Genomic DNA, 15,960 nt, shown 5'->3' with positions numbered 1-15,960 from the left:
GCTATAGAAGGAGGGATTCATGTGAGATTTTTTGGTAATATAGTGGACGAAAATAATAAATTAAATATTGCAGGCGTTAGTGCGCAGGCTCTAGCTAAGGAATACGGAACCCCTCTTTATGTAATGGATGAACAGCTTATACGCGGTAATTGTAGGAGGTTCTCTAAAGCTTTTGAAGGTCAGGAAAATGGGAATAAGGTAGCTTATGCGGGAAAAGCATTTTTAACTATGGCTATGTGCGAAATTGTAAAAAGTGAAGGACTATATTTGGATGTAGTCTCAGGGGGAGAATTATATACTGCCTATAAGGCTGATTTTCCATTAAGAAAGGTGTATTTCCATGGTAATAATAAAACATTGGATGAAATTGAAATGGCGATAGAACTGGGGGTAGGAACTTTTGTGGTAGATAATCTTCATGAAATGGAGATTATACATAAAAAGGCAATGGGAAAAGGCATTATGCAACGGATTCTTCTTCGCGTAACTCCAGGAATAGAAGCTCATACTCATGAGTATATAAAAACTGGTCAAATTGATTCAAAGTTTGGGTTTACTGCATTAAATAACGAATTAGAGGGAGTTATAAAAACTGCGTTAAGCTTTTCAAATATAAAACTTGCAGGACTACACTGTCATATAGGGTCTCAAATTTTCGAGTTACAACCTTACAGAGATGCTGTGGGCATAATGTTGTCTTTCATTAAGGATATTAAAGAAAAATTCAGTTATGATATAGAAGAATTGGATCTAGGGGGAGGCTTTGGCGTTTATTATAACAAAGGTGATGAGCCAAAAGAAATAGAGGACTTCTGCAGAGTAATAATCCAGGAAGCTAAAATTAAGTGCAAGGAGTATGGAATAAAATCACCTACGCTTGTAATAGAGCCAGGGAGGTCTATTGTAGCTAATGCGGGAATTACTTTATATACTGTAGGGGCTATAAAGGATATACCAAATGTAAGAAAATATGTGGCAGTAGATGGTGGCATGACAGATAATATAAGGCCGGCATTATACAATGCAGAGTATCAATGTGTACTTGCCAATAGAATAAATGAACCTTGTATGGAGGTAGTTACAATAGCTGGTAAGTGCTGTGAAAGTGGAGATATATTATTAGAAGGTGTAAGATTACCAGTGGTTGATACTGGAGACCTTATGGCTGTACTTTCAACGGGGGCTTATGGATATTCAATGAGTAGTAATTATAATAAAATACGGAAGGCTGCGGTAGTTTTAGTAAGTGAAGGAAAGCATAGACTCATATGCAAAAGACAAACTTACAAGGACATGATTAGTAATGAAGTGTGCTTATAAGTGAAAAAATCGACTTCGTGCCTTGTAATATGAGCTCGAAACGTGAAATTTCATTAAGAAATTCTAAACTTTTGAAAATATAAAATTCTCTGACGCTCACATTCGCCTTCCTGGCTCAGGTTCGCTAGCCTGCCGTCCTGGCAGGCTCACGAGAATTTTATATTTGCAAAAGAAGAATTTCTAAATGGAATTTCAATGTTTTTTCGCTTCTTATTGCAAGGAACGAAGTCGAAATTTTATACTTATTTAGTCTAAGTAGTCCTCGGGATATTCCTTAGGGGCACATAAAAATTCCAAAGAAGAATAGAATTCTACTTATACTTTCTTTTTTTCATTTATACTACCCCTAAATAATCTCTATCTAATGTCATCAACGCATTATACTGAGGGCAACATTTTTTCAGTTCACTATTAATTGCATCTCCTAGTTTGGATTCATCATCTGCTGTAAAGCTTGGGTTAAAATCAATTACGGCGTCAAAAATTAAATTTTTATATTCACCACTGCCCACAATTCTAAAATCATGAATCGATTTTATTATAGGAAAATATTTTAATACATTTAAAAGCTCTATTCGGCAATCATTAACTTCTTCATCATCTGTATTTATAGGATCCATGTGAATAACTAAATGTATGTCAAATTCTTCTGAAATCTCTTTTTCAGCTTTGTCTATAATCTCATGAATTTCAACTATAGAAATATCACAGGGAACTTCTGCATGAATAGAACCCATGCATCTACTGGGTCCATAGTTATGGATAACTAAATCGTGGGCGCCAGTAATATGGTTATAGGATAGTAGCTTATATTGGATACCTTTCACAAGGTTCACGTCAGGGGCCTCACCAAGCAAGGGATTCATTGTGTCTTTTATAAGTGAAAAGCCAGCATAGATTATGAAAAAGGATACTAGCATTCCTATGTAACCATCTATAGGAATGTCAATCCATATAGAAAGAAGCAGTGATAGTGCAACACAGCTTGAACTAACTACATCACTTAATGCATCAAAGGAAGAAGCTTCTAATGCAGAAGATTTTATAGCCTTGCCTAGGGTCTTATTAAATCCACTAATCCAAAGTTTGGAAATTATAGACACTAATATTAATATAAAGGGTATAAGGTTAAAAATTACTTTTGAGGGATTAACTATTCTACTATAGGAGGTTTTAATAAACTCAAAACCTACTAGTATTACTAAGAAAGAAACTATAAGACCAGAAATATATTCAAGCCTTCCATGACCAAAAGGATGCTCCTTATCGGCAGGTTTACTAGCTAGCTTAAATCCTAAAATGGTAATAACGGAAGAAGCTACATCTGAAAGGTTATTAAAGGCATCTGCAGTAACTGCTATACTATTTAATAGTATTCCTATTATTAGTTTTGTAATAAAAAGAATTAAGTTTACTATAATTCCAACTAAACCGCCTAGGTAACCATAGGCAACTCTTACTTTTTTATTAGTAGTGTCCTCAGGATTCTTTATGAATTTTGAAATTAAAAATTTTGATAACATATTTTCACCTCTAATTATATAGTATAATTTAAACTATTAATTTTTAAACATATATTTAACAATTAATTATAGCATTAATTTAGAATTTATAGAAATATTACCAAAAATTTTGTTATAATAGTGAAAGGGGATAAGCAAAGTGCTTATGTGCCACAATATGCATTGGAGGGATATATATGAATAGTGAATTAGAATTTGCCCAAAATCTTATTGATTATATTTATGATAGTCCAACAGCTTTTCATGCTGTAGCAAAGGTTAAAGAAGATTTGTCTAAAGAAGGCTTTGTGGAAATTAAACAAGAAGAAAAGTGGAACCTTGAAAAAGGTGGGAAATATTTTGTTACGAAAAATGACTCTGCACTAACTGCATTTGTAGTTGGAAAGGGAGAAATTGAAGAAAATGGATTTAAAATTATTGGAGCTCATACAGATTCACCTAGCTTTAGAATTAAGCCATCACCAGAAATGGTAGTTGATAATACATATGTAAAATTAAATACTGAGGTTTATGGCGGACCAATACTCAATACTTGGATGGATAGGCCGCTAGCCGTAGCAGGACGGGTAACTTTAAGAAGTGATAATATTTTATACCCAGAGACTAGGCTAGTAAATATTAATAAGCCTATAATGATAATACCTAATCTAGCTATTCATATGAATAGAGATATAAATACTGGAATTGAACTAAATAAACAAAAGGATACGCTGCCACTGTTATCAATGGTGAGCACCGAATTAGAAAAGAAGAATTACCTTATAAGTGCCATTGCAAGTGAACTATCTGTAGACATTAAACAAATTATAGATTTTGATTTATTTCTTTATGAATATGAAAAGGGAGCAATTATAGGTTTAAATAATGAATTTATTTCTAGTTCAAGATTAGATGATTTAGCTATGGTACATGCAGGAATAAGAGCATTGACCAGAGTGCAAGCTGTAGAGGCAACAAATGTAATGGTTTGCTTTGATAATGAAGAAGTAGGAAGCTCAACTAAGCAGGGAGCTGACTCTAATATGTTAGTTGATATTTTAGAACGCATTACAATATCGCAGGGTAAAAATAGAGAGGATTTTTTAAGAGCTATTTCTAAATCTTTTATAATATCTGCAGACAATGCACATGCTGTTCATCCTAACAGTCCTGAAAAGAACGATCCAACAAATAAGCTTTATATGAATAAAGGCCCTGTTATAAAAATTAGTGCTAGTCAAAGTTATACCACTGATAGTAACTCTGATGCTGTTTATGAATTAATTTGCGAAAAAGCAGGAGTACCAGTACAAAAATTTGTTAATCGTTCTGATGCCCGTGGAGGTTCAACTATAGGACCAATATCTTCAACTCATTTAAATATACGCTCAGTGGATATGGGAAGTCCAACCCTAGCTATGCATTCCATAAGAGAATTAGGCGGAGTAATGGACCATACTTATGTTACAAAATCCTTCCAACAATTTTATGAAATTTAGTATAAAAATAAGAAAAAGAACTCACAATGATTTTATTGTGAGTTCTTTTTCTTATTTTTACTAATAATTAAAGGGTTAGTTGGAGATAATAATTTGAGTTAGTCCTAAATCTTCATAAACATAATTAACAAAAAGCGTTGAAAGGGTGGTTATAGTGCTTTATCTTACATTAGGGGCAATAGTCGTAATAAGTGGTTTAATTTACTTAGTGGTAAGGAAAAATATAAATTATTATCAAGAAGAAAATTTACTAAAAGATATTCCAACCATAAATGTTAATAGAGAGGATTTAGAAAAACATGCCTCTGAAATAGCACACCATTACTCTGATATCAAGAATACTAATTGCAAGAAAAAGCTTATTAGTAATTTAGATAGAAGCTATGAAAAAATTTTAAAAGGCTACGAAGACATATATAAGGAAGGAAAAAGTAAAAGAGAAGTAGTACCTGCAGCAGAATGGCTTTTGGATAATCTTTATTTGGTAGAAAAAGAGTATAAAAGTATAAAACATAATATGCCAAAAACATATTATAATGACCTGCCAGTTATATATAAAGGAGTTATAAAGGGGTATCCAAGGGTATATCATATTGCTATTGAAATGGTATCCCACACTGATGGTAGAATTGATGAAAGTGTTATTGTAAACTTTATTAGGGCTTACCAAAAGAACACTTTACTAACCACCGGTGAACTATGGGCTATTCCTATAATGCTTAGAATAGCATTAATACAAAATATTAGTAAAATAACTGAGAAAATTGTTAATGCAGAGCAGGATAAAAAGCAAGCAGAACTTGTTGCAGAGCGGTTAATTAATAGTTTCAATGAAGGTAAGGTTGACACTGTACTATCACTATTAAATAGTGAAAAGCACACATTTAATTCTCATTTTACGGAAAGATTATTGAAACTACTCAGGGATAATGGCATTGATTCTAAAGAGGTTTATGATTATATAGATGAAAAACTTGGAGCGCTTGAAACAAGCTCAGAAAAAATCATATCCCTAGAGCATCAAATGGAAGCTAATTTTGAAATATCTATGGGTAATTCTATTAATAGTATAAGAGTTATTGAAGGTTTAAATTGGAAAAATCATTTTGAAAAATTAAGTTCTGTAGAGTGTATATTGAGGGATGATCCAGCTTGTATTTACGGAGAAATGGATTTTAAGTCAAGAGATAATTATAGGCATGAAATAGAAAAGATATACAAACATACAAAGCTTCCAGAATCCTATATAGCAAAAAAAATTATTGAATGTTGCAAGGAAAATGAAGCATCAGAAAGTAATATTTATAAACAGCATGTTGGGTATTATTTGGTAGATGAAGGAATCCAAGAATTGAAGGAAAAAATAGGATACAAGAATACAGGTATAGGCTGGTTTACAAATATCACAAAAAACAATAGAGAAAATTTATATATAGGTACTATTATTGTGTTCACAATGTTAATAATATCTCTATTTATTGTGTTTAGTCTATTATATGATAATGATAAAGTATTATGGAGATATGTTGTAGCTATAATTGTGATATTAGTGCCTTGTAGCGAAATAGCAATATCGATTTTCAATTGGAGTGTAAGTATTTTAATTTCTCCATCTTTTATTCCTAAAATGGAGTTTAAAGAAGTAATACCAGAGAAATTTAGTACAGTGGTTGTAATTCCAACCTTACTCAATAATCTTTCTAGGGTAGAAGAGTTAATAGCTGACTTAGAAATATACTATTTAGCCAATTCACAAAACAATTTATATTTTGCTTTACTTGGAGATTTTAAGGATAGTGCTACAAGGGAGGAAGAAGGAGATAAAGCAGTAGTGAGCCAAGGGCTTCTAGCCATAGAATTACTAAATAAAAAGTATTGTACTAATGGGAAGGAAATATTCTTCTTCTTAAACAGAGTAAGACAGTACAATAAAAGTGAAGATAAGTGGATAGGTTGGGAAAGAAAACGTGGAAAGCTTATGGAGTTTAATGAGTTTCTTCGAGGGAGTGAAAATACCAGTTACAATGTAATAAGTAACAATGCACAAATACTGAGAACGGTTAAATATGTTATTACCTTAGATGCAGATACAAAGCTCCCAAGGGACTCTGCTAAAAAATTAATAGGTGCCATGGCTCATCCCCTAAATAATGCTGTTATAAATCATAGTAAAAAAACTGTGAGTAGAGGATATGGGCTTATGCAACCAAGAATAGGAGTATCAATTCTTAGTGCACATAAAACCCTATTTTCAAAGATATTCTCTGGTGAAACAGGCATAGATTTGTATACTACTGCTGTATCTGATGTATATCAGGATTTATTTGGAGAAGGAATTTTTACTGGAAAAGGAATTTATGATGTAGATGTTTTTAATTATATGTTAAAAGATGAGATACCTGAAAATACAGTTTTAAGCCACGACTTATTAGAGGGGGCATATGTTAGGACTGCCTTAGTTACGGATGTGGAGTTTATAGATGGATACCCAGCTTATTACAATTCAAGTTGTATGAGACTCCATAGGTGGACTAGAGGAGATTGGCAATTATTACCTTGGCTTAAAAGTTCTTCACCTTTAAACAAAATGTCTAAATGGAAAATATTAGATAACCTAAGAAGAAGTTTATTAGCTCCAACCATTACAATACTCCTTATACTTACTTTAAGTGGAATATTGCCTGATGGTACGGATAAATGGTTTATTACAGCCTTTGTTGCGATAATAGCCCCTATACTTTTTGATGTAACAGAAGCTGTAGTATCTCCGGCTGTAGGTATAAGTTTATCAGGTAAAATTCAAAATAGTAAGATGGCTATAGAACAGGTATTTTTGATTTTTTGCTTTATACCTTTTCAAGCATACCTTATGCTAGATGCCATAATTAGAACCTTATATAGATTGATTATTAGCAAGAAAAATTTATTAGAGTGGCAGACAGCAGCAGACGTGGAGGTGAAACTAGGAAAAAGATTTAAAAATTTTATAGCTTTTATGTGGATGGGTAGTGCAATTTCATTGTTGATTTTATTTCTAGCATTTAATAGTGGAGAAAATATTGGAATTCTTAGTATACCTTCCTGCGCCCTATGGCTTTTAAGCCCTTTAGTTGCCTATTTTATAAGTCGCGATAGAGGTTTAGAAACCCTTGAAATGAATGAACAAGAAGTGATTTTCTTAAGGAAAATAAGTAGAAAAACTTGGGCTTATTTTGAAGATTTTATTAATGACGAAAATAATTGGCTTGGACCTGATAATTACCAGCAAGATCCACCTAATGGAGTAGCACATAGAACTTCTCCAACGGATTTAGGTATGGGATTGACCTCAAATATAGTTGCCTATGATTTAGGATATATAGGAATTATAGACACTGTAAGTAGGATAGGAAAGAGTATGACTTCAATGGAAGACATGGCTACTTACAAAGGTCATTTTTATAATTGGTATGATACTAAAAATAAAACACCACTTTATCCAAGATATGTATCCACTGTGGATAGCGGGAATTTAGTTGGATACTTGTGGGTAGTTTCACAGGCCCTTGAGGATTATTTAAGTGTTCCAGTATTTAACCAGATGCAGGTTAGAGGGTTGCAAGACACCATGAGGCTTGCTAGTGACGAAATAGAAGAGGCTATGGGAATAAAAGAATTATATCAGGTCCTAATAGGAAACTTAAATAATGATGTAATTGATTTTAAATCCTGGCAAACTATGCTTGTAGACTTATATAGTAAGGCTAAAGAAATGGATAAAAATGGATGCAAAAATGAATTATATTGGAATAAAAAGCTTAAAGGTGATGTGGAAGGGTTTTTAGAGGAAATAAATGAATTTTTCCCTTGGTTTAATATTACTTTGGAAGAAAACATTGATTTAGATATTAGTAATTCTTTAAGCAGCTTATTAGAAAGAACAGCTTTAAATGCTATTCCAAAAAAAATAAGTAAAATATTAAATATGTTAAATAGTAAGCCCCAAAATGATGAATATTTAAAAAAATTAAAAATATCTTTACAAAACGCAAAAGAAAAATTTCAAATGATTATTAGTAGCATTGAGAACTTGAAACAAAGACTAAACTCTATGGCGGAAGCTACAGATTTTAAAATGGTATACGACAAAGAACGGGAATTATTTAGTATTGGATATGACGTAGAGAATGATAATTTGGGTAAGAGCTATTATGATTTATTAGCATCTGAATCAAGGCAGGCTAGCTTTGTAGCCATAGCAAAAGGAGATGTTCCTAAAAAACATTGGTTTGTGCTTGGTAGATCTATGACTCTCATGGGCAAAAGTAAGGGACTCGTTTCTTGGAGTGGAACTATGTTTGAATACTTGATGCCCTTACTTATAATGAAAAATTACAAGGGTACAATGCTAGACGAAACCTACAAAGCTGTAATTCAGGCACAAAAGAAATATTGTAATGAAAAAGAGGTGCCTTTTGGAATCTCTGAATCTGCATTTTACAATTTTGATGTAAATTTAAATTATCAATATAAGGCATTCGGAATACCTGGAGTAGGCTTAAAGCGAGGATTAGCAAATGAATTGGTTATTTCTCCATATTCTACGGTGATGGCATTGCAAACTGATTTCAGAGGGTCTTATGATAATCTTCGTAAACTTGCTAGTGAAGGCTTGGAGGGAACTTATGGCTTTTATGAAGCTGCAGATTATACCAAAAATAGAATACCTAGTGAGGAATCTAAAGCTATTATTAAGTGTTTTATGATTCACCATGAAGGAATGAGCTTAATGGCAATAGACAATGTATTATTAAACAATATTCTCCAAAAAAGATTTCATAGCTTGCCAAAGGTGAAAGCTACAGAACTATTACTTCAAGAAAAAATTTCTAAAAGAGTAGTGTATGATAGGGAATATAAATTTAATGTATCGGGAACTACTATGGGAAAACAAAAGATTATAGTTAGAAAATATACTACAGCAAACACAGAATCGCCAGAAACACATTTAATTTCAAATGGAAGTTATTCCTTAATGATTTCTAATAGTGGGGCGGGGTACGCTTCAAGGAATAGAACTATGATTTATAGATGGAAAGAAGATGTTACTAAAGATAATACAGGCATGTTTGTGTATATCAAAGATGTGGATAAAAATGAATACTTCAGCGCGGCTTATGAACCTTGTAAAAGTGAAGGGGATAGCTATGAAGTAACCTTCGCCTTAGACAAAGCAGAATTTACGAGGGGTGATAACAATATTACTACTCGCATGGAAATTACGGTGTCTACAGAAGATGATTCAGAAGTAAGAAGATTATCCATTACAAATCATGGTACAAAGAGTAAAAGTTTAGAAATAACTAGTTATTTAGAAGTAACGCTGGCTCATTATGATGCGGATATAGTGCATCCAGCCTTTGGTAATCTATTTGTAAAAACAGAGTATATAGATAATCCTAGCTGTATCCTGGCAACGAGAAGACCTAGAGCTAAAGGTACATTGCAACCTTGGCTTATGCAAACTATTGCAGTTTATGGAACTACCATAGGAACTGTTCAATATGAAACTAGCAGAGAGAATTTCATAGGCCGTGGTGAAAACATAATACATCCAAGAACAATGAAACGAGATTCACTTTTAACTAATACTGTGGGGGCGGTACTGGATCCTATAATAAGTTTAAGAAGGAGGGTTAAGATAAAACCTGGCGAAACCTGTATTATAGCCTTCACTACATCAATAGCTAATAGTAAAGCGGAAGTAATAAGTCTAGCTAAAAAATATAGTGAACTTCACAATGTAGATAGGGTATTTGATTTAGCGTGGAGTCAAACTCAGGTAGATATGAAATATTTAGGTATAAAATCTACCCAAGCAAACTTATACCAAGTAATGGCTTCTAAAATTTTGTTTTTAAATTCTACTTTTAAAGAAAGAGGAGAATTTATAAAAAAGGTAAAGACGGGTCAATCTACTCTTTGGGGATATGGTATTTCAGGAGATTTACCTATAATGTTACTTATAGCAAGGGAGAGCAAAGATAGAGACTTAGCTCGTCAACTTGTAAATGCCCATGAATACTTAAGCCTTAAAGGACTAAAAGTTGATTTGGTAATAATAAATCTTCAAAAAACCTCATATGATCAACCACTACAAGCTGATATTAAAAATTTGGTAGGTAGTAGTCACTTAAGAGATAAAGAAAATAAACCAGGGGGACTATTTATACTTAATAAGGCAACTATAAGGGAGGAGGATATAGATCTTTTTATAGCTATAGCTAGAATAGTTATAGATTCATCCAAGGGGATGTTAGTATCTCAAATTAGGAATAACTATGAGAAAATAGAAAAACAACCATTTTTGAAAAAAACAGAAAATAAATTTACTTTTAAAACTCACAAGTTCGATATTAAACCATTAGAGTATTTTAATGACTTAGGAGGCTTTGATGTAGAAAATGAAAATTACACCATTCTACTTAAAGATTTTAATAATACACCAGCACCTTGGATAAATGTAATTTCCAATGGCAATTTTGGATTTCATGTGTCAGAATGTGGAGCAGCTTATACTTGGCATGGTAATAGTCGCGAGAATAAAATTACTACTTGGTCAAATGATTGGGTAAGTGATGAACCCTCAGAAGCTATATATTTGCGAGATGATACTTTTGGAAATGTGTGGTCCATTACACCCAAACCTATAAGAGATGGTGGAGAATATTTAATCCAGCATGGCTTTGGATATTCAAATTTTAAACATGAGGTTTATGGAATTATGGGTGAAGTAATCATGTTTGTGCCTATGTCACATAACCTTAAGCTATGTAAAATAAAACTTGTGAATAATAGCGATATAGCTCGAGAGTTAAGTATAACCTATTATGCGGAGATTGTAATGGGGGTTGCAAGGGAGCATACTGCTCAGCATATTGTTACTTATTTCAATGAGGAAAACAAATATATATATGCTACAAATACTTATAGTCAGAATTTTGGTAAACTAAATGCTTTCTTAAAATTAGTTGGTGGGGAGAATCAAAGCTTTACTGGGGACAGAGGTGAGTTTCTAGGTAGAGGAGGAAGCGTAGAAAGCCCAGATGCATTAAAGAGAGTAGGACTTTCAAACAGGGTAGGAGCTGGAATAGACCCCTGCTTAGCAGTTACTTCTAAAATTTATCTGGAGCCTAATATGGAGATTGAACTCGTAGCTATGATAGGTGAAGATGATGATCTAGATAGTATTTCTAATGATATTGTGGAATTTGAGGATTTTGAAAGGGTTGATACTGAATTGCAAAAGGTGAAGGATTATTGGAATAAATTACTTCATACATTGCAGGTTAAGACTCCAGATAAGAGTATGGATTTAATGCTTAATGGATGGCTAATGTACCAAACTATAGTATGTAGACTTTGGGCAAGAACTGCATTTTATCAATCCGGTGGAGCCTATGGCTTTAGAGATCAGCTTCAGGATGTTATGCCTGTAAGCTTGCTTGAACCTAGTATGACAAAAAAACAAATTCTACTTAGTGCCTCAAGACAATTTGTTGAGGGTGATGTGCAACATTGGTGGCATCCAGTTGTAGATAGTGGAATAAGAACAAGATTCTCTGATGACTTATTATGGTTACCTTTTGTAACTATGGAATATATAAAAAATACAGGTGATTTTGATATTCTTGAGGAAAATGCACAGTACCTAATGGATACGCCACTAGCGGTTGGGGAAGATGAAAGATATAACATTTCAGGAAAGGCAGATTTTACAGGTAGCATATATGAACACTGCACTAAAGCAATAGACAAAGCTCTTAAATTTGGTCCTCATAATATTCCATTAATGGGCAGTGGAGATTGGAATGATGGAATGAGTACCGTAGGCAACAAAGGAAGCGGTGAAAGTGTATGGCTAGGGTGGTTTTTATATAATATATTAGAGGAGTTCGCTGGGGCTTGCAAGTATAAAAAGGATGAGGTCAGACTACAGCGATATAAGGAGATGCAAGAATATATAAGGATAAATCTAGAGGATAATGCATGGGATGGCAATTGGTATAGGAGAGCATATTTCGATGATGGCACGGCTCTTGGCTCATCTGAAAATGAAGAGTGTAAGATTGATTCTCTATCTCAATCCTGGGCAGTTATATCTGGAGCTGCAAATAGCGACAGAGCAGGGATGGCTATGAAGTCCTTAGAACACTATTTAATAAAAGAAGATAATGGAATGATTTTATTGTTAACTCCACCTTTTAACAAATCTAATTTAGAACCTGGTTATATCAAAGGTTATGTACCTGGAGTTAGAGAAAATGGAGGTCAATATACGCATGCTGCAACTTGGGTAATTCTTGCCTTTGCCAAACTCCACAATGGTAATAAAGCAACTAAGTTGTATAATATGATAAACCCTATTAATCATACAAAAACATTGCTCCAGTGTGAAAGATATAAAACGGAGCCTTACGTAATGACTGCAGATGTTTATGGAAAAGAACCTCATATAGGGCGAGGAGGGTGGAGTTGGTATACTGGAACTTCAGGGTGGATGTATACAACGGGAATAGAAGCTATTTTAGGTTTTAAACTAAAAGAGGGAAAAGGATTTACCATTGAACCCTGTGTGCCAGAGGAATGGTCACACTATGAGATTATTTATAAAAAAGATAAATTTGAGTATGAAATCCAGATTAAACGGGAGGGAGATAAAGGTATTTGGCTTGATGGCAATTTATGTGAAGATGCGCTAATTCCATTTATTGATGGAGTGCATAAAGTAGAGGTTATAATTTAAAAAACGGATAACTTCTAAAAAGAAGTTATCCGTTTTTATGATTTAATGACATTTCAGAAGGAAACCTCCTACTTCTATAAGTAGGAGTATAAATCTCATTTTGAAGTCATTAATTACAGCTCCGCAGGAGATGATTAAATATGTCTTATGGAAAGTTATTCTTCTATATCTAAAATTTCTTGTCCACCATTATAGGTATAGTCAAATTCTACATTAGATATATTCATAGCAACTATAGGGTCAGTTACTGGGTCTGGTAGCATAGTAGAATCTTTTTCTGAATAAGATCTAATGTCTCTGGGTTCTATTTCATAAAAATCCCTTTGGTGAGGCGCATACAGTTTCATTTCGTTTTTGCTCATATTCATACCTCCTTTTATATTTATATTATATAGTGTTCCAAATAAGAGTGAAAAAATGAAGGTAATATTAGTTAAATCAACACTGGTGGCTCTAAATGAATATAATAAAGTTATTTCGGAAAAAATATATAAATAACTAAAAATTCACAATTTAATAGAGGAGAATTAAATAAAATGTAGAATATATATAGTTATAGTTGTTATCAATAAATAACTATTATAGATTGATAAAATCACAATTAGACTTATAGTGTTCTAAATTTAAAGGAGGAATAATAATGACTGAATTAAGACAAATTTACAAATGTGAAATATGTGGTAATATAGTTGAGGTGGTCCACAATGCTGGAGGAACTTTAGTCTGTTGCGGAAAACCTATGACACTTAAAGGAGAAAATACTCAGGATGCAGCAGTTGAAAAACATGTTCCAGTAGTAGAAAAAATAGAAGGCGGAATTAGAGTCACGGTTGGAGCAGTAGAGCATCCAATGACAGAGGAACATCATATTGAATTTATCGAAGTGCATACAGAAAATAAAGTGTACAGAAAATATTTAAAACCAGGTAAAAAACCAGTAGCAGAATTTAAATTAGATGAAGAAGTGTTATTTGTACGCGAATACTGCAACTTACATGGTCTTTGGAAAGCATAATACTTAAAAATTCTATTGACAATTTAAGCAAATAGGAATAATATAATTTAAAGACATTTTAAATTTTATAATGTTATAGTCTTTGATGAGAAGTAAGTAAATTTAAAAACAGATTTTCAGAGAGTCGTAGATAGTGTGATTGCGATAATTATGTTTAAATTGAATGGGTCTCTAAGACTTGGGGATGAATTGCAGTATTCCTTGACGTAAGCCTTACGTTATAAAGGTAGGATATCGTAGTGTATCTGTTTGAGTAGAAGCTCTAATATAGCTTCTAAGTATTAGGTGGTACCGTGTATATGCGCCCTATGGATTTATCCATAGGGCTTTTTTTCATTCAAGGGAATTGTGAATTTCCTACCTTTAGCACTTTTGGAAAGTTGAAAAAATCATATATTATTTTCATTCATTTATTTTATTATAGGAGATGATATTTTTGGAAGGTAATAAAAAAGTAATATTTAGTGGAATTAAACCTTCAGGCGACTTAACTTTAGGTAATTACTTAGGAGCTATAAAAAACTGGGTTAAATTACAAGAAGAATATGAATGCTATTTTTGTGTGATGGATTTGCATGCAATTACAGTAAAACAAGAACCAAAGGATTTGAGAAGGAGATCCTTAGAACTATTAGCTATTTATTTAGCATCGGGCATTGATCCTGAGAAAAATACCATATTTATTCAGTCGCATGTCCCAGCTCATAGTGAAGCTGGTTGGATGTTAACTTGTTCCACTTACATGGGGGAATTAAGTAGAATGACTCAATATAAAGATAAATCTAAAAATAGTGGAGAAAGTATATCAGCAGGTTTATTTAACTATCCAGTTCTAATGGCAGCAGACATTTTATTATATCAAACTGATTTAGTTCCTGTAGGAAAGGATCAACTTCAACATCTTGAAATTGCAAGGGATATAGGGGAAAGATTCAATAGGATATATAGCGACACCTTTGTAATCCCAGAAGCATATGTACCCAAATCAGGGGCTAAGATAATGGATATGCAAGATCCAACAAAAAAAATGTCTAAATCAGAGGAAAATATTAATGGATATATTTTAATAATGGATCCACCAGAAGTTATAAGAAAGAAAGTAAATAGGGCAGTTACAGATAGCTTAGGGATAGTTAAGTTTAATGAGGAGCAATTAGGTGTTAAGAATTTAATGACTATATTAATGACTATAACTGGTATGTCTATAGAAGAAATTGAAGGAAAATATGAAGGCTTAGGTTATGCTCAATTTAAGAATGATGTAGCAGAAGCAATAGTTGGTGAACTTGAGCCAATACAGGTAAAGATTAAGGAATATACGGGTAACAAAGCTTATTTAGAGGGGATTTATAAAAAAGGTTCTGAGAAAGCTAACTACGTTGCCAATAAGACATTAAGAAAAATGCAAAAGAAAATAGGATTTATACCCAGATAAAGTATAAAATTTCTCCTGCGTGCCTTGCAAACGAGCTCGGGGCTGGAAATTCCATTAAGAAATTCTAATCTTTTGCTCATATAAAATTCTCTAACGCTCACATTCGGCATCCTGCCTCAGGTTCGCTAGCTTGCACTTCCTGTGCAAGCTTACGAGGATTTTATATTCGCAAAAGAAGATAAAAATAAAAATTTTATAAAACTATAGTCTGTAGTATCATTTTAAACTTACAGGCTGTGGTTTTTTTATTTATAGAGTACAAGCTTAGTTGACAGAAATGTTCATAAAAGATAAAATCAATAGGTAGAGAATTTAAAAATGAAAATTTTAGAATCACTAGAAGTACAGAGAGTGATTGTAGGAATATATATTTATAGTACATATTAAAATATTTAAAAAAGGAG

At 32.9% G+C, this 15,960-nt stretch carries 7 protein-coding genes; 5 read left to right on the top strand and 2 right to left on the bottom strand.

The genetic code is table 11. From position 1 onward, the window contains the following. Nucleotides 1-21 precede the first annotated feature (21 nt). Complete coding sequence (gene lysA / locus G9F70_RS21445; protein ID WP_164944060.1) at nucleotides 22-1,320, top strand: diaminopimelate decarboxylase; 1,299 nt, start codon at nucleotides 22-24, stop codon at nucleotides 1,318-1,320. A gap of 335 nt (nucleotides 1,321-1,655) precedes the next feature. Here the strand turns inward: lysA and G9F70_RS21440 are convergent, their stop codons facing one another. Then, on the bottom strand, nucleotides 1,656-2,843 hold the full coding sequence (locus tag G9F70_RS21440) for a cation diffusion facilitator family transporter (RefSeq protein ID WP_164944061.1): 1,188 nt from the start codon (nucleotides 2,841-2,843) through the stop codon (nucleotides 1,656-1,658). Between the two features lie 176 nt (nucleotides 2,844-3,019). Here G9F70_RS21440 and G9F70_RS21435 point away from each other — a divergent pair, with 176 nt between their 5' ends. Then, nucleotides 3,020-4,321, top strand: coding sequence for a M18 family aminopeptidase (locus G9F70_RS21435; RefSeq protein ID WP_164944062.1), 1,302 nt, complete (start codon nucleotides 3,020-3,022; stop codon nucleotides 4,319-4,321). A 154-nt stretch (nucleotides 4,322-4,475) separates the two neighbouring features. Beyond that, nucleotides 4,476-13,106, top strand: a complete 8,631-nt coding sequence (locus G9F70_RS21430; protein WP_164944063.1) for a GH36-type glycosyl hydrolase domain-containing protein — start codon at nucleotides 4,476-4,478, stop codon at nucleotides 13,104-13,106. A 155-nt stretch (nucleotides 13,107-13,261) separates the two neighbouring features. Here the strand turns inward: G9F70_RS21430 and G9F70_RS21425 are convergent, their stop codons facing one another. Continuing rightward, the gene (locus G9F70_RS21425) at nucleotides 13,262-13,468 is read right to left on the bottom strand and encodes a hypothetical protein (RefSeq protein ID WP_187352961.1); all 207 of its coding nucleotides are present in this window, start codon (nucleotides 13,466-13,468) and stop codon (nucleotides 13,262-13,264) included. A gap of 278 nt (nucleotides 13,469-13,746) precedes the next feature. Between G9F70_RS21425 and G9F70_RS21420 the strand changes: the two genes are divergently transcribed. Together G9F70_RS21420 and trpS are read left to right on the top strand one after the other, a co-directional pair. Beyond that, entirely contained in the window at nucleotides 13,747-14,121 is a 375-nt protein-coding gene (locus G9F70_RS21420) for a desulfoferrodoxin (protein ID WP_164944064.1), read from the top strand. 436 nt (nucleotides 14,122-14,557) lie between these two features. Next, complete coding sequence (trpS, locus tag G9F70_RS21415) at nucleotides 14,558-15,556, top strand: tryptophan--tRNA ligase (RefSeq protein WP_187352962.1); 999 nt, start codon at nucleotides 14,558-14,560, stop codon at nucleotides 15,554-15,556. Nucleotides 15,557-15,960: the final 404 nt, after the last annotated feature.

It is taken from the genome of Clostridium sp. FP1 (genome assembly GCF_011065975.2).
Lineage (GTDB): Bacteria > Bacillota > Clostridia > Clostridiales > Clostridiaceae > Clostridium_AD > Clostridium_AD tagluense.
This window is presented reverse-complemented; position numbering and strand designations above follow the sequence as displayed.

Excerpts from the sequence above, each read along its gene's own strand:
- G9F70_RS21440 (WP_164944061.1), bottom strand. The coding sequence starts at position 2,843 with ATGTTATCAAAATTTTTAATTTCAAAATTCATAAAGAATCCTGAGGAC.
- G9F70_RS21420 (WP_164944064.1), top strand. The coding sequence starts at position 13,747 with ATGACTGAATTAAGACAAATTTACAAATGTGAAATATGTGGTAATATA.
- G9F70_RS21435 (WP_164944062.1), top strand. The coding sequence starts at position 3,020 with ATGAATAGTGAATTAGAATTTGCCCAAAATCTTATTGATTATATTTAT.
- G9F70_RS21425 (WP_187352961.1), bottom strand. The coding sequence starts at position 13,468 with ATGAGCAAAAACGAAATGAAACTGTATGCGCCTCACCAAAGGGATTTT.